A 21,395-nucleotide genomic window follows, 5' to 3' on the forward strand; every position below is an offset into this window, starting at 1 on the left:
CATCGCTCGATGACCTAGGCGCCCTGGCTCAATACCGGCTCCCGGACCCTTGACGCACACCCCGAGCGGAATGACTATGCGCTTAGTCACTGCGGCCGACTGCTGTTGGCAGGCAGCTCTCGTGTCGTATGACGTGGTCGCTCTCACGAGCGACGGTGGCGTCACGCCTTCCGAACTGCCAACGACGACGTACGGGAACGACGTACGGGAACGAGGTCACGATGGAGGAAGGACAGCCGTCGGCCCGGGAGTTGACGGTCGTGCTGGACGGATACTCCTACCTGGAGTGCCCGCGGTGGCACGACGGCCGACTGTGGGTCTCGGACTTCTACACCAACCAGGTCGTGGCGACGGACGGTCGCGGCGGCACCGAGGTCGTGGCGGCGGTGCCCAACCAGCCGTCCGGGCTCGGCTTCCTGCCGGACGGGCGCGCGCTCATCGTGTCGATGCGTGATCACCGTGTCCTCGTACGCCATGAGACGGGACAGCTCACCGAGCACGCCGACCTGTCGAACGCCGTCTCCGGGATGCTCAACGACATGGTCGTGGACGAGCGCGGCCGCGCCTACGTGGGCAACTTCGGCTTCGACCTCATGGGCGGGGAAGCGCTGCGCTACACCACGATCACGCGGGTCGACCCCGACGGGACCGTGACGACCGCCGCGAAGGACCTCGGCTTCCCGAACGGCATGGTGATCCTGCCCGGCGGAGTACTGGTCGTCGCGGAGACGTTCGCCGGGCGGCTGACCGCCTTCGACATCGGTGAGGACGGTGCACTGAGCAACCGGCGCGTATGGGCGCAGTTCGGCGAGACGCCGCAGACCGAGGACGTCGGCGAGGCCGTGGAACGCCTCGAGGTCGGCCCCGACGGAATCTGCGCGGACGCCGACGGCGCGATATGGGTCGCCGACGCACTCCACTCCCGCGTCATCCGCGTCGCGGAGGGCGGCGCGATCCTGGACGAAATCCCCACCGGAACAGGCGTGTTCGCCTGCATGCTCGGCGGTGACGACGGCCGGACCCTGTATCTGTGCGCCGCGCCCTCCTTCCCGGAGCACGAGCGCCGGCCCGTGCGCGAGGCCCAACTGCTGGCGGTGCGCGTCGAGGTGCCGCACGCCGGACTGCCCTAGACCGCCCCGGCCCGGCCGTACCCCCCGCGGCGCGGCCGGTCCCCTGCCCGTTCCATCCGATCCGACATGTGAAATGGAGGGGCCGTGGAGGTGTCCTGTGCTTTCCCGACCGCCCTGGACTCGCCGGACAACATTGCTCTGGCCGAACAACTGGGATACGCGCGGGCGTGGGTCTACGACACGCCTCAGCAGAGCCCGGACGTGTGGATGACTCTCGCCCTGGCTGCCGAGCGGACCGAGAGGATCGGCCTCGGCCCGGGCGTGCTGATCCCCAGCCTGCGCCACCCGATGGTCAATGCCGCCGCGACCGCCACCCTCGCCGAGCTGGCGCCCGGAAGGGTCGCCGTCGCCTTCGGCACCGGGTTCACCGGCCGCCGAGCCATGGGGTACCGCGCGATCACCTGGTCCTTCATGGACTCCTACATCCGCGCCTACCAGGCGCTTCTCCGGGGTGAGGTCGTCGAGTGGGAGGGCGTGGAGATGCAGATGCTGCACCCCGACGGACACGCTCCCGCCCGTCCCGTCGACGTTCCGATCCTCATCAGTGCCCTCGGGCCGAAGGGGCACGGAGTGGCCAAGCAGCTCGCCGACGGGCTCTACGTGACGCTCCAATTGCCCGAGTTCATGAGCGAGTACTCGTGGGTGCCGAACCTCGTGTGGGGAACGGTGCTCGACGACGACGAAGCCACCGACTCGGAGCACGCCCGTCTCTCGGGCGGACCGGGCTGGGCCCTGGCCTACCACGGGGCCTATGAGTTCGGTGGCCCCTCGGCCGTGCGTGAACTCCCGGGCGGCGCCGAGTGGATGGACGTCGTCGAGCGGACCCCCGAGAAGCAGCGGCACCTCGCTGTCCACGAGGGGCACTGCGTCGAACTCAACGCGGCCGACGAGGCCGCCTGGAAGGCCGGCGGTCACCAGATGCTCCATGACGTGACGGTCAGCGGCACGCGTGACCAGATCCGTCGCCGGCTCGACGAATTCGCCGAGAAGGGTGTCACGGAGATCGTGTTCCAGCCTTGCGGGCCGGACACCCGTTCCGAGCTCGAGCGGTTCCTCGAGGCGGCCGAGTCCTGAAGGCGTCCGCTGACCACCGGGCCGTGTGAGGGGCGCGGCCCGGTCGGCGGCTCTTGGCGCCGACGCGGCCCGGCCGGCCCGGCCCACCCGGGAGCGGCCCGGCGCCGCCGGCCCTCCGCTCAGGCCCGGTACAGCAGCAGATACCGCCACAGCAGCAGGCGGCGCAGGGTCGAGCCCGGCAGCAGGCGGGCGGATTCGGCGCGGGTCTCGGCGTACGTGAGCGGCGGCGGCCAGACGATGGGGACCTGCACGGCGGGGCCGGGGCGGCGCCGGCTCAGCAACCCGTCCGCCTTGAGGAGGGCGATCGCGGGGAGGGCGCAGACGAGGTCGGGCGCCGTCCTGGCCGGGTACAGCCCCAGCACCGCCAGGACGCCTCCCGGGGCGAGGGCCTTCCGCAGCGTCAGCACCGTGTCGAACGGCATGTGGTGGAGACTGGCGATGCAGGAGATGAAGTCGTAGTGGGATTCGGGCAGTTGGTCCTCGCGGACGTCGGCGTGACGGTACCGGGGGCCTCCGCCGGCGGCTTGCGCCGCCTCGATGACCTCCGCGTTGCCGTCGATCCCGTCGACGTCCAGCCCCCGGCCGGCGAGCAGCCGGGCGAACTGCCCCGTCCCGCAGCCGACCTCGAGGGCCGTCCTCGCACCTTCGGGTACGTGCTTCAGCAGCAGCGGGTGGTAGTGGGCGTTGTAGTTGAGCGCCATGCGGACGGACCTTATCCGCGCCCGGCCACAGGCCGGACACGGTCCGGGTCCGGCCCTGTGCCGGACCTCTGCAGTGTCAGCCGTGGCGTCCGACTGCCACGGCGGCAGTCAGGGCTTGCGGGCGAGGCCGCCGAGGGAGGCGATGTTGGCGGCGGAGTCGGTGGCGGGTTCCTCGGCGCGCCATTGCGGGCCCGGTACGACTCCGGGGTCGACGAGTTCCAGGTGGGAGAAGAGTTCCTGCACCTGAGCCAGATCCGGGAGCCGGTAAGGGGTGCCGCCGTGTTCGCCCACGCGGCGCTCGGCCTCCACCAGTGCGGGGTCGCCGTCGGTACCGGTGTACAGCCCGAGGTGGCTGCCCGGGGCCAGGCCCTCAGTGAGGCTGCGCACGATCGAGAGCGCCTCGGCGTGCTGGTCCACGTGCCCGACGATGCCGAACATGATCAGCCCCACGGGGCGGGACAGATCGAGGGTGTGGGCCGCCCCATCGAGGATCGCCCGGGGGTCGTGCATGTCCGCGTGGAGGTAGTCGGTCGCGCCCTCCGGCGTCCCGGTCAGCAGCGTGCGGGCGTGTGTGAGCACGAGCGGGTCGTTGTCCACGTACACGATGCGGCTCTCGGGTGCGAGCCGCTGAGCGATCTGGTGGGTGTTGTCGGCGGTCGGCAGTCCGGTGCCGACGTCGAGGAACTGACGTATGCCCGCCTCGGTGATGAGGTACCGCACGACGCGGCCGAGCAGCGCTCTGCTGGTGCGGGCGATGTCCACGATGCCCGGGTATGCCTCGCGGGCGGTCTCCCCCGCCCGGCGGTCGACGGCGTAGTGGTCCTTGCCGCCCAGCCAGTAGTCCCACATCCGTGCCGAGTGCGGGACGTCGCTGACGATCGACGGCACGTCGTGACTGACGATCAGCGGGTCGCCCCGGGACTCGTCAGTAGCATCGACATCGTCTGCCATGTCCCCACGCTCCTCGATGTGTCGACCGTCACGCGATGCTAACTCACCACCGTGGGGCGGCAGTCTGCCAGTGATACGCAAGGGGGACTGGCACGTCCGCCGGGTCCAGGACCTCAACCTCCTTGATCCCGGGCGCACTTCGGGACTCTTCCCGATGCGCGCGTCTCCCTCGCGGGGGCCGCGTCGCCCCCGGCCCGTGTCCCCGTCAGCCGACGGGGCAGGTGTCACGGGACTCCGTGACGTGCGACGTGCGCGGTGGCGGGCAGAGGCGGTCGGCGGATCCGGCGTCTCCGTCGACGAAGCGCTTGAACCAGGCGACCACGTGGCGGGCGACCAGTGCGTCGGGCGGTGTGGCCACGAAGTGGTCGCCGTTCAGCTCCAGGTATGCCTTTTCCTTCGCGCCGCTCAGACCCTCGTAGAAGACCTCCGCGTGCTCGGAGGTGGGAGCGATCTCGTCGGTGCTGCCGCCGACGACGAGGGTCGGCGCCTTCACGCCCCGCCACTCGCCCCGAGTGGCGTACGGGGTCAGCGGCACCGCCGCCTTGATCGCCGGGTTGCGCGCGGCCGCGAACAAGGCTCCGCCGCCGCCCATGGAGTGGCCCAGCACGCCCAGTCGCCCGGGGTCGGCGCGGTCCGCGGCGTCGCTGCGCCCGGCCGCGTAGTCGAGGGCGTCCAGGAGCTGGCGGCCCCGCTGCGAGGGCGAGTCCTCCGTGGTCTTCGTGTTGAACGTGATGACCACGAAGCCGTGCGACGCGAGCAGTTCACCGTAGGGCGTGACCATGGACTCGTCCGCACCGAGCCCCGGCGAGGCCGCGATCACTCCGTGGTCGCGGCTGTCGTCGTCCGGGTAGTGGACGGTCCCGCTCCCGAAGTCGCCGTCCACGTCGCCGGGCGAGACGGTCTGGGTGCGCACCTTGTACGGGCCCTTCTTCGGGCTGCCGGCATCGCGTTCGGCTCCGGCGCCGGGGCTGCTCTTGCGCGGACCCTCCACGGGAGGCTCCCCCGAGCAGGCCACGACGACCGCGAGAAGGAGGGCCGTGAGCAGGCCCACGGCCTTGCGTGAGCCGGACGAACCAGCGGCAACGCGTGCCATGGCATGACGGTACGAACGCCCGTGCGCGCCGGCAACCCCCGGAGAGCGCGGTCAAGCCGGGCGAGCCGCCGTCTGCTGTCGGCAGAGCCGGGCCGTTCCCGGCGCCGGAGCGCCATACGCGGGGCGGCAGGCGGGTAGCTTTCGGCGCATGCGGGAGTTTCGGTTTTCACAGGGGCTCGCGAGTTCCGGGACGTACGAGGCCGTGGCCGCCGAGTGCCGCCGGGCCGAACGCGACGGATACGACGCGGTCTACGCCGCCGACCACCTCGGCATCCCGGCACCGTTCCAGCTGCTCGTCGCCGCCGCTCAGGCGACCGAGCGGCTGAGGGTGGGCACGCTGGTCCTCAACGCCGAGTTCTGGAACCCGGCGTTGCTGGCGCGGGAGGCCGCGACCGCCGACGTCCTCACCGGCGGGCGGCTCGAACTCGGCCTCGGCGCCGGGCACATGAAGTGGGAGTTCGACGAAGCTGGCGTGCCGTGGCGGCCGATCGCTGAGCGGACGGACCATCTGCGGGCCGTCGTACGGGAGTTGGCCCGGCTCTTCGGCACCGACGGGTACGAGCAGCAGCACGGGATGCGGACCAGATTCGGCCTCCCGGCGCTCCGCCCCGTCCAGCGGCACGGTTTCGACGGCGCCGGGCCGCCGCTCATCGTGGGCGGCACCGGCGACCGGGTGCTGGACGTCGCGGCGGAGCATGCCGACATCGTCAGCATCGCGGGCCTCTACCAGCGCAAGGGCGAGCCGGCCGGGACGCTGCGGCTCGGTTCCGCCGCCGAGGCCGGTGACCGGGTCCGCCACGTACGGGAGCGTGCGGGTGCGCGCGCCGAGAACATCGAATGGCACGCGCTCGCGCAGGCGGTGGTGGTGACGGACGACAGACGCGAGGAAGCCGAGCGCCTGCTGGAGCGGTTCGGGCAGTCGATGAGCTCCCAGGAACTCCTGGAGTGCCCCTTCGTGTTCATCGGCACCGTCGAGGAGATGGCGGAGCAGGTGATGCGGAACCGGCAGCGGTACGGCTTCACGCATTACACCGTCCACGGTCCGTACGGCGAGGCCTTCGCACCTGTCGTCGCCCGCGTACGGGAACTCGCCGCCCGCGACTGACACCGCGCGGCACGGCACGGGGCCCGCACACCTTTCCCTTACGCCTTCGGCGTGGGGAAGTCGGAGCGGACCCCTGGTGCCGTGCCTCCTGCCGTGCCTACCGCTGCCGCGTCGTGCGGCCGCGGCCTCCTCAGTCCTCGCGGTCCACCAGGCGAGCCGCCTCCGGCGGCAGCAGGGAACCGTTCAGCTTCGGGATCAGCTGAGCCGTGAGCAGCGTCGACAGGGCGGAGGTGTCCCCGCCGTTCCCGTCGGTGCGCACGACCACCGGCTGCGGTGCGCGGCCGGCGAGGATCGCGCCCACCTCAAGCCGCCTGCGGGCCAGTTCGTACTGGAGCACCGCGCGGTTGTCGCGGTAGGCCTGCGCCAGACGGCGCTGCGCGCGGGCCTCGTTCTCGGCGGAGATGAGGCCGCTGCGGCCGCGGGTCTCGATCTCGAAGCGCACCTTCTGCGCGTTCGTCTCCTGCTCCTCCAGGAGCTGAGCCACGTCCTCACGCGCCTTGTTGAGCGCTGCCTTCACCTCGACGATGCGGGCGTCGCGCACCTTCTTCGCCCGCTCGATGTCCATCTGGAGGCTGTCGATGCGGCGCTTGCGCGTCAGGCCCCATTCCTGGTCGTACGCGGTGCGTTCCTTGGCGACGCGCTCCCGCGTGGCCAGGTGCTGCTGGTACTGGGCGGGCAGTTGGACGTCCGGGATGTTGGAGCCCGTGATGCGCACCCCGTAGCGGGAGAGCTGACGGTTGAGCAGTTCCTGCATGTCGGCGACGTCGGAGCCGCGCAGGTCGTACGCGCGTTCCGTCTGCACCAGGCGGGCGCGCTGGCGGATGGCGTCCTGCACGGCCTGGGAGAGCACCAGGTCGAAGTTGCCCGCGCCGATGGTCCGCACGAACAGGACGGCGTCGTTGATGCGGAACTTCAGGAAGAACTCGATCGAGCGCAGCGGCACGTTCTCCCGGGTGGGGCACGCCATCACCGGTGCCGAGTACGGGATCTCGGTGGCGGTGTCGACGACGAAGTCGACCCTCGACCAAGGGTGCCAGAGGTAGTGCCGCCCCGGGTCGAGTGTGCGGGTGACGGCTCCGTAGCGGGTCAGGACGCCCGCGGTGCCCTGCTCGATCTCGGCGATGGAGGACCGCCACCACCACAGCACTCCCAGCAGCAGCAGGACGGCGCCTGCGGCGTAGGAGGTCGTGGCCAGCGCGTCGTAGGCGACTTCGGCGACATCGGCAGAGGGGCCGTCGGGCTCCCTCAGCGCGAACATCACGCCGGTCAGCAGCGCGAAGAGCCCGAGCCAGATGAGCAGCAGCCACCACAGTCTGCGGGTGTGCTTGGGGATGATGACGGGGATCAGCTTGTCCGTCTCGCCGCCGCGCAGCAGCTGACGGATCTCGCTCCAGGGAGCGACCTCTTCGGAGATGACCGACCGGCGGCTTCGTGTGACGCTCATTCTGCGGCCTCCTCGGATACGGCCTCGGCCGGTGCTTCCCCGGTCGCGTTTCCGGATGCCCCGTGGGGGTCTCCGGGTGTCTTTCCGGCTGCCGGCACGGACGGTTGCGCCGGCTCCGCCACGGCGTCGGTGTCAGGGCCGGCGGCGCCGGCGGCCGCAGGTACGGTCGGACGTTCTGTCTCCAGCAGCGCGTCGATCTCTCCCTCGCGTGCGCGGATGCGCTCCGAGACCTCCTCGAGGCGGGCGCGGCCGGCCGCCATGTCCGCCTCGGAGAACAGCTCCGTGCCGCGCTCACCCACCAACTCCCGTGCGAGCGCGAGGAAGTCGACGCCGACGCCGCCCCCGTCGGACTCGGTGCCGCCGCCGATGCGCAGCAGCCGCGGAAGGTGGTCGGCGACCTCCTCCAGCGTGTCGAGGACCTGCTGCTGGTAGCGGTACTGAAGGATCTCGGGCGCCTCGGCGGCGGTGACCGCGCGGATGTCCAGCGCCTGCGCCTCCAGCAGTGCCGCGTTGGCCTTCGCCTCCGACTCGGCCTGTACATAGCGCTGACGGGCGGTGGCCTCGGCGCGGTTGGTCTCGCGCTCCACGGCGGTGTCCATCTGCGCCTGGTACTGCGCGATGTCCGCCATGATCGCCGAGAGGGTCTCGTGACGGGAGGCCAGCTCCTTGGTCAGGTCTCCCTCGTCCTGCTCCTTGCGGAGGTGCAGTGCGTACTCGTGGGTGTAGGCGTCCTTCGCGACGCGCACCATCTCCGGCGAAGCCAGGTCCATGCGGTAGCCGCGGTCGGACGGTTCGGCGTGGGTGATGTTGGCGTTGGTCAGCTCGACGGCGGGACGGAACTGCTGGTTGAGCTGCTCCAGGAGGCGGCCGGTGTCCTCGCCGACCATGTCGTAGATCCCGGCGGCCTCCTGCTCGTAGATGAGGCTCCGGATGGTCTCGCTGGTGGCGTTGCTGAGCTTCTCCTCGAATCCCCGCACGGCGCCGAGCGTGTAGACGAACTCCACCGGGTCGCTGATGCGGAACTGGATGAAGAGGTCGATGGACGCCTTGACACCGCCCTTGGTCGGGGCCTCCCGCACCGGCGCGTTGAACGGGTACTCGCGCGTGGTGTTGATGATGTACGACACCCGCTTCCACGGGTTCAGCAGGATCACCCTGCCGGGGCCGACGACGTCCTCCAGCTTCCCGAAGCGGGTGATCAGCGCCTGGCAGCCGTCCGGCACCATGACCATGCCCTGGCGCCACCACACGAAGCCGATGGCGAGCAGCGACAGCACCCAGTAGTGGATGCCGAAGAGGGGTTGGGTGAGGAGGGAGCTGCCCGCGAACGACGTGATGGCGCCACCGGCCGCTCCTACCACCAGCAGAAGCAGTACGGGCAGCATGCTCACGAATGAGCGGCCGCGGGGCAGGGCCATCGGGCAGATGGCGTGGACCTTTCGGCCGTCCTCACGGCGCTGTTCGCTGCGGTTGAGCACCTCCCGCGCCTCGTCCATGGGCACGGTCTGCTGCGTCATCACCGTGTCGATGTTGGCGCCCTGCTCGCGGGCGGCGGGAAAGTCGGCGGGGTCGAGTCCGTCGTCGCCGCGCGGTTCTCCCGAACCTCCGTCGTCACGTCCGTCCGCCGAACGCTGCCGCACCACTGCGCCGCCGCGGCGCCGTAGCTCACCCTCGGCTGCTTCGCGCAGCTCCGGGTTCTCCGAGACCGCCTTGGCGATCCTTTTCACGCTCTGGCTCACGCTGTTCCCCCAATTCGCATGCCGTTCGTCGGTGCTGCCCGGCGGATGCCGGTGCCGGTACCGATGCCGGAGTCCGCGCCGGCCGCCGTACTCCGCCGGTCGCGCGGAGGCACCGGTGCGACTGACGACACCGGACTCCGCCCGAACACAAGACGAACTTGATGCGCTCCCCCGTTCGGTGAACCTCGTGACAACGACGACTCGCCGGCCACATTTTCCGGTGCACCACCGGTCAACTTACACAAGCGGCGCCGCGCGCCCGACAGGGGACCGCGCCTTCCTGGCGACGTGACTCTGCGTCAGTCGCAGTCGTGCACACATAAATCCCGCGAGAACTTCACACAATCTCCGCTACTCGCAGGTTAGTTCGGCCACGTACCGATGGGCCGGGTCTGCGGTTCGAACACCCGCACTGCCGGGTCGTGCTCAATAGGGCCTCTCCCGGTCGCTTTCCGGCGAGCCGGTTCTTTCTGGCCAACTCACCCCCCGTCACCGCATTCCGTTTTTAGGTGCTGAGGGCACCTGTCCGTCTGACGCACATTTGTGAGGCTCGGGTGCCTACTGTCCTGACCTGCTCAGTTTCGGCACTGAAGTGGGCCCTAAAAGGCACACGCGCGAAGACTCTGCGTCACAAGTGATCGGTTCCGGCTATGCTGCCCGAGGCTCAGTGGACCGGACCAACCTCCTCGCCCAGCCGCCGAGTTGAGACCGGATGTGCGGTTCGGGCGATCCCTTTCGTGCCTGTCACTGCTGCCCCGCACTGCCTGCTCATAGCTTTTTCGATTGATTTGAGGATCCTGATGGTTCGTGCTGGATCGTCACCCGGAGAGCAAGGGTCCGGCCCGGTACTCGTCTGGCTGCTGCCCGCCGTTCTGACGGCGGCGGCCACAGGCATCGCCGTCCCCCTCGTGCCGACGGGCGCCCGCACGGCGGTCGCCGTGTGCGGACTCGTCGCGACGCTCGCCGTGGCTGTCGTCGTGGCCGAAGTGGCCCGCCGCGGACGCGTGCTGACGTCGATGCGGGCCCAGCATGCCGAACAGCTGTCGATGCTCCAGGCCCGGCTGCACCAACAGGAGCGCGTGACGGTGCAGTTGGCCAAGGAGCGGCTGCCCGAGGCGGTGGAGCGCCTCCAGGAGGGCGAGTTCGCCGAGGACGTGCTGCAGTCCATGCCACGGGCCGAAGGACTGAGCAGCGAATTCCAGGCCGCGCACCAGGAGTTGCTGCGCTCCGTCGTCGAGGCCGTCCAGGCGGAGGAGACCCTGCGCGACTCGGCGCAGCGGGGCGTCGTGAACATCGCACGCCGCGTGCAGGCCATCGTCCACAGGCAGGCGACCGACCTGCGGGGCATGGAGGACCGGCACGGCCAGCAGCCGGACTTCTTCGCCGACCTGCTGAGGCTCGACCACGGCACCGCCCTCATCGGCCGCCTCGCCGACAGCATCGCCGTGCTCGGCGGCGCCCGGCCCGGCAGGCAGTGGAGCAAGGCCGTCCCGGTGTACAGCGTGCTGCGTGGCGCGATGTCGCGGGTGCTGGACTACCAGCGCGTCGAGCTGCATTCCGTCGCCGACGTCGCGATCGTCGGCCCGGCGGTGGAACCGCTCATCCACGCGCTCGCCGAGCTTCTCGACAACGCCACCCGCTACTCGCCGCCGAAGGCACGGGTCCACCTGACCGCGGGCGAAGTGCACGCCGGCATCGCCATCGAGATCGAGGACGGCGGCGTGGGCCTGAGCGAAGAGGCCCGCAAGCGCGCCGAGTTGAGGCTGAAGGAGGCCCAGGCGGGCATCGACCTCAACGACCTCGGGGAGTCGCCGCGCCTCGGCCTCGCCGTGGTCGGCCGCCTCGCCCAGGCCTACGACTTCCAGGTCTCGCTGCCGCCTTCGGCGTACGGCGGCGTGCGTGCGGTGCTCGTCGTACCGAAGAAGCTGGTCACCACCGCGCCCGCCACGGGACGTGCCCACGGCATCGGCGCGGGCCCCGGCCAGGAAGCTCCCCGCCAGGAGGCCCCCGGCACGGCGGCTCCGGCCGCCGCGGTCCCGTGGAACGGCGCACCGTCGTTCGACGCGGCACCGGCCTCCGTCGCGTCGCAGGTCCCGGGGGTCCCGCCCGCGCCGAGGTTCGCGGGGGAGGAAGCACCCCGCTCGGCTTCACAGGGCATGCCGGTCCCGGCCTCGCCTTCGGCACCGCCGGCGGGAGCGCCTGCCGCCGAGCACCGGATGCCGCCGCGTCCTGACCCCTGGCTTCCGGAAAGCGGCCCCGCACGGCAGGAAGACGAAGTGCAGGACGAGACACCACCAGTGGTCGAGCGCAACGCCAACGGGCTGCCACAGCGCCGCCGCCGCAATGCGAACCCGAGCGCGCGCCCGGGAGGCATCGGCGGCCGCAGCACCGGGACGCCGCAGCCTCCGGCGCAGCCGTCGCAGGACGAACCGGCGCCGGGCCTGTGGATGGCAGACCTGCAGAGCGGACTGTCGGGAAGGACCGACGAGAACGCCGCCGCGGACCGCAAAGAAGACACGTCGTCGGATGAGGGTGAGTGAGCGATGGAACGGCGTGCCGACATGGACTGGATGCTGAAGGATCTGGCGGAGACCGTCCCCCAGACCCGCCACGTGATCGTGCTGTCCTCCGACGGTCTGTGCATGGCCAAGCACGGCACCGACACCGACACGGCCGACCGGCTGGCCGCGATCGGTTCCGGCCTGCAGAGCCTCTCCTCCGCCGTGGCAGCCGAATTCCCGCACAGTGACGGGCGGATGCGCATGGTCGTCATCGAAGTCAACGGCGGCTTCATGTACTTGATGGCAGCGGGAGCCGGCGCGCACCTGGCCGTCCTCGCGGACGAGGGCGTCGACGCGGGGCTGGTCGGCGGTCGCATGAGGGACCTGGTGGCTCGCATCGGCGAGCATCTGACCAGTCCCCCGCGCGACGGCGGATTGGCCGTATGAGCCAGGTTCCGGGATGGGACGACGACATCGGGCCCGAGCGGCTCTACGTGATCACCGGCGGACGCAGCGACCCCTCCGAGCAGACGGGGCTCGACCTGGTCACGTTAATCGTGGCGAGGCAGGCCCCCCAGGTGGGGATGCAGCCGGAGCACGCCTCGATTCTACGCGTGTGCAGCGCCCCACTCTCCGTGGCGGAGATCTCCGCGTACTTGGGACTGCCCGTGAGCGTCATCACCGTCCTGCTGGCGGACCTGCTGACCGAGGAACGGGTCGAGGCGCGATCGCCCGCCCCGTCGCTTCCCGACATCGAACTGATTGAGGCGGTGATCCATGGACTCCGGAATCTCTGACACAGCTACGGGGCCTAGGAGCGAAGACAGACTGCCCTCCTCTGCCAGCTCCGCGGTGAAGATCGTCATCGTCGGCGGTTTCGGTGTCGGCAAGACGACCCTCGTCCGTTCCGTCAGCGAGATCCGTCCGCTGACGACGGAAGAGACGATGACGCAGGCGAGCGAGAACATCGACGACACGGCCGGCGTCGAGCGCAAGACCGCCACGACCGTCGCCATGGACTTCGGACGCATCAGCCTCAACGACGAGCTCGTGCTCTACCTGTTCGGGACGCCGGGGCAGCAGCGCTTCTGGTTCCTCTGGAACGGGCTGTTCGACGGTGCTCTGGGAGCCGTGGTCCTCGTCGACACGCGCCGTCTCGAGGTGAGCTTCGACGTGATCGGCCGGCTGGAGGAGTCCGCCGTCCCGTTCGTCGTCGCCGTCAACGCCTTCCCGGGGGCCCCGGATTACCCCGTCGAGGACCTGCGCAGCGCCCTCGACCTCGACCCGCGGGTCCCGATCATCGTGTGCGACGCGCGCCAGCGGTCCTCCAGCCAGGACGTCCTGCTGCAGCTGATGCACTACCTGCGCTCCCTTGCACTGACCTCGGAGGCGAAGTGACCTCTCCACCACCCGACCCGGACGCCCCCGGCCGCCCGGACGGCTTCGGCCCCGCTCCCGCGGCCCCCGGCGCCGGCACGCCCTCCGCGCACACGCCCGGCGAGTCCGTCACCGGCTCCCCCGCTGCTCCCGGCTTCGACGTGTTCGACCCCTCCCCCGCTCCGCCGCCCGGCTGCCCGGCCCACGGTCTCGGGCCGGACGGGGTCCGCCGTCTGTACGGGCCCGAGGCGGACGCCGATCCCATCGCGCTGTACGAGAGGCTGCGCAGCGAGCACGGGGCCGTGGCTCCCGTACTGCTGCCGGGGGACCGGGAGGCGTGGCTGGTGCTGGGGCACCGGGAGAACTTGGAGGTCTCGCGCACGCCCTCCCTCTTCTCCCGCGACTCCCGCCTGTGGCGCGACATGCAGGAGGGCAAGGTCCCGCCGACCCATCCGCTGGCGCCGCTGACGATGTGGCAGCCGCTGTGCGTCTTCGCGGAGGGTGAGGAGCACGAGCGGCTGCGCAGGGCCCTCACCGAGAGCCTCGCGCGCTTCGAGGCGCGCGGCATCCGCCGGTACGTGACGCGCTTCGCGCACCAGCTGATCGACGAGTTCGAGCCGAAGGGACGCGCCGACCTGGTCGAGCAGTTCGCCGACCAGCTGCCGCTGCGCGTGATCACCCAGCTCTTCGGCATGCCCGAGCACCACGGGCCCCGGCTGATCGACGCGGCCAAGGACATGATCCGGGGCTCGGAGACCGCCGTCGCGAGCAACGACTACATCACCGAGGCCCTTCAGGACCTGGTGGACCGCAAGCGTGCCTCGCCGGGACACGACGTGGCGTCCAAGCTGATCGAACACCCCGCCCGGCTCACGAACGACGAGGTGCGCGAACACCTTCGCGTGGTGCTCGTCTCGGCGAACGAGCCGACCGTCAACCTGATCGCGAACACCCTCCGCCTCGTCCTGACCGACCAGCGCTTCCGGGCGACTCTGGCCGGTGGGCATATGACACTGCCCGACGCGCTGGAGCAGGTGCTCTGGGACGAGCCTCCGATGACGACGAATATCGGCCGCTGGGCGACGGGCGACGCACAGCTCGCGGGCAAGAGGATCAAGGCCGGAGACATGCTGTTGCTCGGCCTCGCCGCCGGCAACGCGGATCCGCAGATCCGACCCGACAAGTCCACGCCCATGCACGGCAACCGCTCGCATCTCGCGTTCAGCGGGGGACCCCACGAGTGCCCGGGCCAGGACCTCGGCAGGGCGATCGTGGACACCGGGATCGACACGCTCCTCACGCGCATTCCGGATCTGCGGCTCGCCGTCCCGGAAGAGCATCTGAAGTGGGAGACCGCGCTCATGTCGCGCCGGCTGGTCGCGCTCCCCGTGGAGTTCGCGGCACGCCGTACCAACACCGCGGGACGTCAGGGACCGGGCGTACCCTCCGTCGAACTTCCGCCGCTGCAGCCGCAGGAGCCGGCCTCCGTGCCGATGCCTCCGGTCGCGCCGCCGCCCGTCCACACCTCCTGGTGGACGAGGCTGAAGCGGAAACTGCGGGGGTGGTGACGGGGGCGGGGGAGACCAACCACGTCCGGGATGTCTGCAATGCCCGGCCTTATTCGGCCACTGGCGTCAACTCGCCTCCTACTGGTGATAGTTGAACGTGTAATGGCGGGTGACCAGGGGCAAGCCTTTCTGTGGTCATAACGGATCCGCAGATTCCGCCTGCCTTTCCCGTGGCCGGATAGCCCCTTGATGGAGTGGTGATGTCCATGTAGCAGACGGTGACGGGTCGACCGACCGCAGTCGCGGACGGGAGCCGTTTCCGCAGGCAGGACGTGCTATTGGCCGGTTCTACCCGGTGCAGGGGGCCACGGAGAGGCCAACTGCCGAGAGGTTGAGTGGAAGGCGGCGGGAGCCGCCGGATTACTGAGGTGATCGACAGTGGAGCACGGCTTGATCGTGCCACCCGTTTTTTCTCCCATCCCACCCGCGATACACCCTCGCCACGAAGCGATCAACGAGCAGACCACGACCTGGGCCAACACCTTCTCCATCGGCTCCCCGGAGCTGCGGGAGAAGCTGATCGCCCACGACATCGGCACCTTCGCCGCCCGGGTCCTGCCCGAGGGCCGCGAGGAGGTCGTCTCGATACTCGCGGACTTCATCATCTGGCTCTTCGGCGTCGACGACGGCCTCTGCGAGGAGGGCGAACTCGGCAAGGACCCGGCGGAGTTGGTCGGTGAGCTCTCCAGGATGCTGCGCGTCGCGCAGAACCCGGACGTGCCGATGCTCTCCCAGAATCCCCTCGCGGCGGGCCTGAGAGATCTGCGCCACCGTGTCTCGCGGTACGCGACCCCGGGCCAGGAGGCCCGCTGGGTGGACGCGCTGCGCGAGTACTTCCTCTCCGTCGTGTGGGAGGCCTCCCACCGCAGCCGGGAGACGGTCCCCGACCTCAACGACTACACGCTGATGCGCCTCTACGACGGGGCCACGTCCGTCGTGCTGCCTCTGCTGGAGATGGGGCACGGATACGAGCTGCATCCCAGCGAGCGGGACAGCACGGCCGTTCGCGCCGCCGCCGAGATGGCGTACTTCATCATCACGTGGGACAACGACCTCTTCTCGTACCACAAGGAGAGCCGGGCGCAGCAGTACTACCTCAACGTCCTGCGCGTACTGGAGAACGAGCAACAACTCACCCCCGCCGAGGCGTTGTCCCATGCGGTCGCCCAACGCGACCGCGTCATGTGCCTGTTCCTGCGGGTACGGGACGAACTCGCCGCGACGGGGAGCCCTCAGCTGCGCCAATACCTGGAGAACCTCGGGACCTTCATCCGCGGGGCCCAGGACTGGGGCATCAGTTCGCACCGCTACACGACACCGGACGACCCCGCCGACCTGCCCTCGACGTTCTGCGACACCCCCACCGACGACAGCGACGAGGCCCTCGACATCCCTGCCGTCGCATGGTGGTGGGACGTTCTCCCCGAGAGGGAAACGTTTCAGCCGTCGCATGGCGAATTCCGCACCTCCGCAACGGTCTGAGACCCGCGCGAACCCCCGGCCGACGCCACATCCGCGGCCACGCACACTGCACGGACCCGAGCACCGACCATGCGCTGACCGACGCACCGCCGTAAGTCCGAAGCACACCCGAAGCAACGCCGGCGATGCCGGCACCGAAGCCCGGCGCGCCCACATGCACCGAGGAACCCGTACGCCTGCACGCCTTTGACCCGCACCGGTCCTCGTCACGTACCACCGAAATCGAATATCGGCTGCACCTCCATCCCGGTCCCCCACCTCTTGCCCGAAGGAGCTGCGAACGTGAGTGCTGCACTGAAGGCTGTTCCCCTGGCCCCGAACCGACTGCCCCTGATCGGCCACGCCCTCCCCCTGCTACGGCAGCCCCTCGACTTCATGAAGTCGCTCCGAGATACCGGCGACCTCGTACGGGTCGACGTCGGAACCCTGCCGATCTACTTCGTCACCAGCGCGGAGCTCACCCATGAGCTCCTCGTCACCAAGGCCCGCAACTTCGACAAGGGCCGCTTCTTCATACGGGCACGCACCCTCGTCGGCGACGCGCTGCCCACCGCACCCTCGGACATCCACAAGCGGCACCGCAGGCTGATGCAGCCGATGTTCCACCACGCGCGCATCGCCGGGTACGCGAACGTCATGGCCACCCGCGCGAACGCGATGGCAGAGTCGTGGAAACCGGGCGAGACCGTAGCCGTCGACGAGGAGCTGGCCCAGTTCTCCGTGGCCACGCTCGCCGAGACGATGTTCTCCGCGGAAATCAGCCGCCCCGCCGCCGAGGCAGTCATCCGTGACGTGCCGATCCTGCTGAAGAACGCGCTCGTGCGGACCGTCACGCCGAGGCTCATGGACCGCATGCCGATCCCCGCCAACCGCCGCTTCGACACCGCGGCGACCCGGCTGCGCAAGGTCATCGACGACGTCATCGCGATCTCCCATCAGCAGGGGGACGACGACAACGAGGACCTGCTGTCCCTGCTCATGGCCGCGCGCGACGCCGACACCGGGGACACGCTCAGCGACCGCGAGGTCCGCGACGAACTCGTCGCGATCATGTTCGCGGGCACCGAGACGACGGCCTCCACCCTCGCCTGGACCTTCCACGAACTCGCCACTCACCCCGAGGTCGAGGACCAGCTGCTGGCCGAGATCGAGTCGGTGCTCGGGGACCGTCCCGTCACCTTCGAGGACGTCCCCAAGCTCGAGTACATGGACCGGGTGCTGCACGAGATCTCCCGGATGCACTCGGTGCCGCTCCTCATGCGCCAGGCCACCGCGCCCGTCGAACTCGGCGGTACGGAGATGCCCGTGGGCACCGAGCTCGCCTTCAGCCTCTACGCGCTCCACCGCGACGCGCGCCTGTACGAGGACCCCGAGCGCTTCGACCCGGACCGGTGGCTTCCGGAGCACGGCGCGAAGGTGCCGCGCGAGGGCTACATCCCGTTCGGCGCCGGCAACCGCAAGTGCATCGGCGACGGCTTCGCCTGGACGGAGATCGTCATCACCCTGGCGACCGTTCTGCGGCGCTGGAGGTTCCAGCGGGTGCCCGGCCACACCGTGAAGGAGGTCGCCTCGGCGGTCGCGCACCCCGACAGCCTCCCCATGACAGTCCTGCCCAGGGAGGGGTGAGCCACGGTCCCGGCAGGGCGGTCCCGCACGGGGGAGTGGACCGTTCGCCGGGTCCCGGGTCATGGTGAGGCATGCTGCTTCGCCAGTTGGAATACCTGGTCGCGCTGGCCAGGGAACGTCACTTCGCGCGTGCGGCGGCCGCGTGCTTCGTATCGCAGCCGTCGCTCTCCGCGGGTATTCGCAAGCTGGAACGTGAGCTGGACGTCCCGATCGTCCAGCACGGCGCGCGCTTCCAGGGCCTGACGCCCGAGGGCGAACGCGTCCTGCTGTGGGCCCACCGCATACTCGGCGACCGCGACGCCCTCCGGCAGGAGATCGCCGCGATGCACGGACGCCTCACCGGCACCCTGCGGCTCGGCGCCATCCCCACCGCGCTCACCGTCACCTCGCTGCTGACCACGCCGTTCTGCGAGCGCCACCCCGAGGCGGGCGTACGTCTGGAATCGCTCTCCTCGCGCGAGATCATGCGCCGGCTCGCGGAGTTCGAGATCGACGCGGCCCTCACATACCTGGACGACGAGACCCTGCAGGGTGTGCACAGGCTGCCGCTGTACGAGGAGCGCTACGTCCTGCTCACGCCGGAGGACAAGCCGGTCACCGCCGACGGCGGCGGAGCCGGAGCCGTCGGCTCCCCCGGCGACGGCGGGGAGGTGGTGAGCTGGTCGCAGGCCGCGCGGCTCCCGCTGTGCCTGCTCTCTCCTCGCATGCGCAACCGCCGCATCCTCGACGGGCTCTTCGCCGCGGACGGCGCCTCGGTCTCCCCCGCCGTCGAGTCCGACACCGTCGACGGCCTCTACGCGCATCTCGCGTCGGGACGCTGGTCGAGCGTGATCTCCCACGCGTGGCTGCACATGTTCGGCATCCCCGCCGGCATGCGCGTGGTGCGGCTGCACGGCGACGGCGACAGCAGGCCGCGCGTCGGCCTGGTCTTCGCGGCCCACGAGCCGCGGCCCGCCATGGTCCGCGCGCTGCTGGAGGTGGCGGAAGGCGCGCGCGTACGGGACTCGCTGGACGAGCTGCTCAGCGCCCACCTCGGGTCATAGGCGCCGGCTGTCCAGGCATAGGGAGGTTCGCTTTGACGCCCACGCGGTGCACGGAGACGCTGGTCGAGCGCTTGCACCCGTGCTCCGCGGTCCGGGAGAGCGCAGGACAACCAGGCGGTGCCCCGACCGCATCCGGTCCGCCCCGACCGGGGGTTCCCCTGGGCCCTTGGGCCCGGGGAGCCCAGCCTGGTGACCCGAAGGGCCCCGGAGGAAGGCGAATTCCAGGGGCCCTTCCGTCACCGCCCCCGAGTCGATGACTTCGGCAACGCCGTCACTCGGGACGGCGGCCGCGGAAGCGCAGGCCGCCGCTCTCCGGGTGCCGGTCGACCAGGACGTCGGTGAAGCCCGCCGCTTCCAGCCGTGCCGGAAGGGTCTTCGGGGGCAGCGTGTTCATCGTGTCGCCGATGTGCAGCAGCCGGAAGCGGAAGTTGGGCTGGCTGTCGCTGCCCGCGAAGATCCCGCCGGGGCGCAGCACCCGGAACGCCTCGCGGAAGATCTTGTCCTGCGTCGGGACCTCCGGCACGTGGTGGAGCATCGTGAAGCAGACCACGGACGAGAAGCCGCCGTCCGGCAACGGCAGATCCGACGCGTCACCGTGGATGATGCGGGCCCGCTCGCCCCAACTCTCCTGCAGCAGACGCGTGGTGTCCCCGTCGATCTCCACGGCGGTGAGGCTGGGGACCTGCTCGACCAGTACGCGGAGGTTGGCGCCGTACCCGGGGCCGAGTTCCAGTACCTCGTCGCCCAGTTCGACGTCCTGAAGGGCCCAGGGCAGCAGACGGTCACGTACGCCCTGCGCCCACTTCTCGGAACTGCACAGCCTGCGGTGTGCTCGGTTCATCGGCATGTACAGAAGTTACGGCCCGGGTGACCGTCCCGCTACGCTCCGGACACGAGCACGTCGGCGCTCCACGCCTCGGCCCGCGCGGCGACCGTCCCCGAACCGGCGAGGACGTGCCGTACGAATGCCTCACGCTCGTGCGCCAGGACGGCCGCTTCCCACACACAGGGTGCGAGACCGGACGAGGCGGGCCGCAGCTCGTGCGGGCTGTCCATGGGCCCGTTGAAGACCGCCAGCCGTGACATGTAGCCCTCGACCCAGCTGTGCACGAGCACGTAGTCACCGTCGCCGCCGGCGTGCAGCAGGACGCAGGCCAGGCCGAGCGCACCCGTGGAACGGTCAGCGGCCAGCTGGAGAGCGGCCAGGCGCAGGGCGTGGACGCTTGCCGCGGCGTCCACATTCCTGCCGGGCGCCTCGATGGCGTACACCTTCGTCAACTGGCCGCCCAGCTCGGCCGTTTGCAGAATCCTGATTCTCCGCTCGTGGTAGCTCTCCGCGAGGGCGAGCACGGCGGCCTCGTCGACTCCTGTGCCGGGTCGTGCGACTTGTTCGGTCATGCGGTCATCCTGCCGGAGCGGCCGCGTCGCCGGACACTCATTTCCGGCGGAGCGGACCGACCGGCAGCAGGCCGCCTACTCGTACATCACGTACTCCGGTTCGGGCCGCAGCTTCAGGACCTCCGGCGGCTTCATCAGGCGGGATCCCTCGGCGTCCTCCTCGTAGAAGAGCTTGAAGCCGGTGTGGAGTCCGTCGGGCAGGTCCTCGACGAGCTGTCCCCACTTGGCGCGCTTGAGTCCGGGGGACCCTATGCCGTCGGCGCTCTTGATCAACGTGACGCCGTCCGCGGGGCGCAGCTTCTTCTCGTCGCTGAGGACGGACGTGGCGACCTGGTGGAAGACGAGCGGCTTGTGCGGCAGATCGTGCTCGTCGACGAGCTTCGACAGGTGGTCGGCGACGTCGTTGATCTCGCCGCCGCCGGTGCGCCCGTACGTCTCTCCGGGTGTCTGGCCGGGGCCCATGTCCCACTCGGGGTCGAGGGCCACTCCTACGTCGGGGAGTTCCAGCCAGTCGTCGAGTGCCTTGACCTCGCCGAGCATCCCGGCACGGCCGGGCTGGATGTTCAGCAGCAGCAACGCGTCGTTTTTGCGGGCGAGTTCGTGGAAGCGGCGGATCGTCTTTCCGGGGGTGCGGGTGCGGTACTTGCCGTCGGGCCCCGCGTTCGGGTTGGCCACGGCGGCGAGGAGTTCCAGCACGGGCAGCGGCTCGCGGCCCCCTGCGTACTTGCGCGCCGTCTTCTCGATCTCGGAGGCCCGCTTGCCCGGGTCGCCGTCGCCGAGGCGGCCCAGTGCGGGGGCTCCGGGCAGCCCGCAGTAGCCGACCAGCCGGTACTTCGGGAACAATTCCCGGCCGCCGCGGGGTAGTTGGGGCCGCTTCTTGGTCCGCCGCGGCTTCGGGGACCGGGAGGGCGAAGCACTGCGCCCGCCGTCGCGCGCCGAACTCGCGCCGCCCTTCGCGTCGTCGGGCCGCGAGGGGGAGGACGTGCCGCAACCCGTCACCACGCCGATCCCGGCGGCCGCCGAGGCCGCGAGCAGTCCCCTGCGGCTCGGCGGCCCGGACGGTGTCATCGGCGGACTCTGCGGCAGTGGCGCCCAACTTCTCCCTGATGCAGGGCTGTTGGTCCTGGTCCCCTCGGATCCGTCCCGCCCGTACCGTGCCGTCG

General features: G+C 70.4%; 19 protein-coding genes. 11 read left to right on the forward strand and 8 right to left on the reverse strand.

What is annotated here, in order from left to right:
• Nucleotides 1–221 precede the first annotated feature (221 nt).
• Together I004_RS0130255 and I004_RS0130260 are read left to right on the forward strand one after the other, a co-directional pair.
• Entirely contained in the window at nt 222–1,130 is a 909-nt protein-coding gene (locus tag I004_RS0130255) for an SMP-30/gluconolactonase/LRE family protein (RefSeq protein ID WP_051345614.1), read from the forward strand.
• Between the two features lie 90 nt (nt 1,131–1,220).
• Nucleotides 1,221–2,204 (forward strand): LLM class flavin-dependent oxidoreductase, encoded by a 984-nt coding sequence (locus tag I004_RS0130260; RefSeq protein ID WP_486580682.1) that lies wholly within the window; start codon nt 1,221–1,223, stop codon nt 2,202–2,204.
• A gap of 119 nt (nt 2,205–2,323) precedes the next feature.
• On the opposite strand, the gene I004_RS0130265 is transcribed toward I004_RS0130260, so the two are convergent.
• The 3 genes from I004_RS0130265 to I004_RS0130275 form a co-directional block, all read right to left on the reverse strand.
• Nucleotides 2,324–2,905 (reverse strand): class I SAM-dependent methyltransferase, encoded by a 582-nt coding sequence (locus I004_RS0130265; RefSeq protein ID WP_028438533.1) that lies wholly within the window; start codon nt 2,903–2,905, stop codon nt 2,324–2,326.
• 108 nt (nt 2,906–3,013) lie between these two features.
• A complete protein-coding gene (locus I004_RS0130270) occupies nt 3,014–3,856 on the reverse strand; it encodes an SAM-dependent methyltransferase (RefSeq protein ID WP_051345615.1) in 843 nt (280 codons plus the stop codon).
• Between the two features lie 205 nt (nt 3,857–4,061).
• Nucleotides 4,062–4,949 (reverse strand): poly(ethylene terephthalate) hydrolase family protein, encoded by an 888-nt coding sequence (locus I004_RS0130275; RefSeq protein ID WP_028438535.1) that lies wholly within the window; start codon nt 4,947–4,949, stop codon nt 4,062–4,064.
• Between the two features lie 148 nt (nt 4,950–5,097).
• On the opposite strand from I004_RS0130275, the gene I004_RS0130280 reads away from it, so the two are divergent.
• The gene (locus I004_RS0130280; protein ID WP_028438536.1) at nt 5,098–6,054 is read left to right on the forward strand and encodes a TIGR03621 family F420-dependent LLM class oxidoreductase; all 957 of its coding nucleotides are present in this window, start codon (nt 5,098–5,100) and stop codon (nt 6,052–6,054) included.
• 130 nt (nt 6,055–6,184) lie between these two features.
• On the opposite strand, the gene I004_RS37110 is transcribed toward I004_RS0130280, so the two are convergent.
• Both I004_RS37110 and I004_RS0130290 read right to left on the reverse strand, forming a co-directional pair.
• Nucleotides 6,185–7,498 (reverse strand): SPFH domain-containing protein, encoded by a 1,314-nt coding sequence (locus I004_RS37110; RefSeq protein ID WP_037978479.1) that lies wholly within the window; start codon nt 7,496–7,498, stop codon nt 6,185–6,187.
• Nucleotides 7,495–9,015, reverse strand: a complete 1,521-nt coding sequence (locus I004_RS0130290) for an SPFH domain-containing protein (RefSeq protein ID WP_486580752.1) — start codon at nt 9,013–9,015, stop codon at nt 7,495–7,497. Before I004_RS0130290 ends, I004_RS37110 begins: the two co-directional genes overlap by 4 nt.
• Nucleotides 9,016–10,037: 1,022 nt before the next feature.
• Here I004_RS0130290 and I004_RS37115 point away from each other — a divergent pair.
• The 8 genes from I004_RS37115 to I004_RS0130330 all read left to right on the forward strand — a co-directional run bounded on the left by I004_RS37115 (nt 10,038) and on the right by I004_RS0130330 (nt 18,834).
• A complete protein-coding gene (locus tag I004_RS37115) occupies nt 10,038–11,777 on the forward strand; it encodes a sensor histidine kinase (protein ID WP_486580685.1) in 1,740 nt (579 codons plus the stop codon).
• Nucleotides 11,778–11,780: 3 nt separating this feature from the next.
• Complete coding sequence (locus tag I004_RS0130300; protein ID WP_473184330.1) at nt 11,781–12,185, forward strand: roadblock/LC7 domain-containing protein; 405 nt, start codon at nt 11,781–11,783, stop codon at nt 12,183–12,185.
• Entirely contained in the window at nt 12,182–12,535 is a 354-nt protein-coding gene (locus I004_RS0130305) for a DUF742 domain-containing protein (protein WP_028438539.1), read from the forward strand. The genes I004_RS0130300 and I004_RS0130305 overlap by 4 nt, the downstream gene beginning before the upstream one ends.
• On the forward strand, nt 12,516–13,136 hold the full coding sequence (locus tag I004_RS0130310; protein WP_028438540.1) for an ATP/GTP-binding protein: 621 nt from the start codon (nt 12,516–12,518) through the stop codon (nt 13,134–13,136). The genes I004_RS0130305 and I004_RS0130310 overlap by 20 nt, the downstream gene beginning before the upstream one ends.
• A 140-nt stretch (nt 13,137–13,276) precedes the next feature.
• The gene (locus I004_RS37120) at nt 13,277–14,683 is read left to right on the forward strand and encodes a cytochrome P450 family protein (protein ID WP_037978603.1); all 1,407 of its coding nucleotides are present in this window, start codon (nt 13,277–13,279) and stop codon (nt 14,681–14,683) included.
• A 378-nt stretch (nt 14,684–15,061) separates the two neighbouring features.
• Entirely contained in the window at nt 15,062–16,165 is a 1,104-nt protein-coding gene (locus I004_RS37125) for a selina-4(15),7(11)-diene synthase (protein WP_051345616.1), read from the forward strand.
• A gap of 282 nt (nt 16,166–16,447) precedes the next feature.
• Nucleotides 16,448–17,791, forward strand: a complete 1,344-nt coding sequence (locus I004_RS0130325) for a cytochrome P450 (RefSeq protein ID WP_486580688.1) — start codon at nt 16,448–16,450, stop codon at nt 17,789–17,791.
• A gap of 71 nt (nt 17,792–17,862) precedes the next feature.
• Complete coding sequence (locus I004_RS0130330) at nt 17,863–18,834, forward strand: LysR family transcriptional regulator (RefSeq protein WP_028438542.1); 972 nt, start codon at nt 17,863–17,865, stop codon at nt 18,832–18,834.
• A gap of 271 nt (nt 18,835–19,105) precedes the next feature.
• Here I004_RS0130330 and I004_RS0130335 read toward each other — a convergent pair whose 3' ends face one another.
• The 3 genes from I004_RS0130335 to I004_RS0130345 form a co-directional block, all read right to left on the reverse strand.
• A complete protein-coding gene (locus I004_RS0130335) occupies nt 19,106–19,681 on the reverse strand; it encodes a class I SAM-dependent methyltransferase (RefSeq protein WP_028438543.1) in 576 nt (191 codons plus the stop codon).
• A gap of 32 nt (nt 19,682–19,713) precedes the next feature.
• Nucleotides 19,714–20,232 carry a hypothetical protein gene (locus I004_RS0130340; RefSeq protein ID WP_028438544.1) on the reverse strand — a complete coding sequence of 173 codons (519 nt, stop codon included), beginning with the start codon at nt 20,230–20,232 and terminating at the stop codon, nt 19,714–19,716.
• 75 nt (nt 20,233–20,307) lie between these two features.
• Nucleotides 20,308–21,300 carry a hypothetical protein gene (locus I004_RS0130345; RefSeq protein WP_028438545.1) on the reverse strand — a complete coding sequence of 331 codons (993 nt, stop codon included), beginning with the start codon at nt 21,298–21,300 and terminating at the stop codon, nt 20,308–20,310.
• Nucleotides 21,301–21,395: the final 95 nt, after the last annotated feature.

It is taken from the genome of Streptomyces sp. TAA486 (assembly GCF_000426165.1).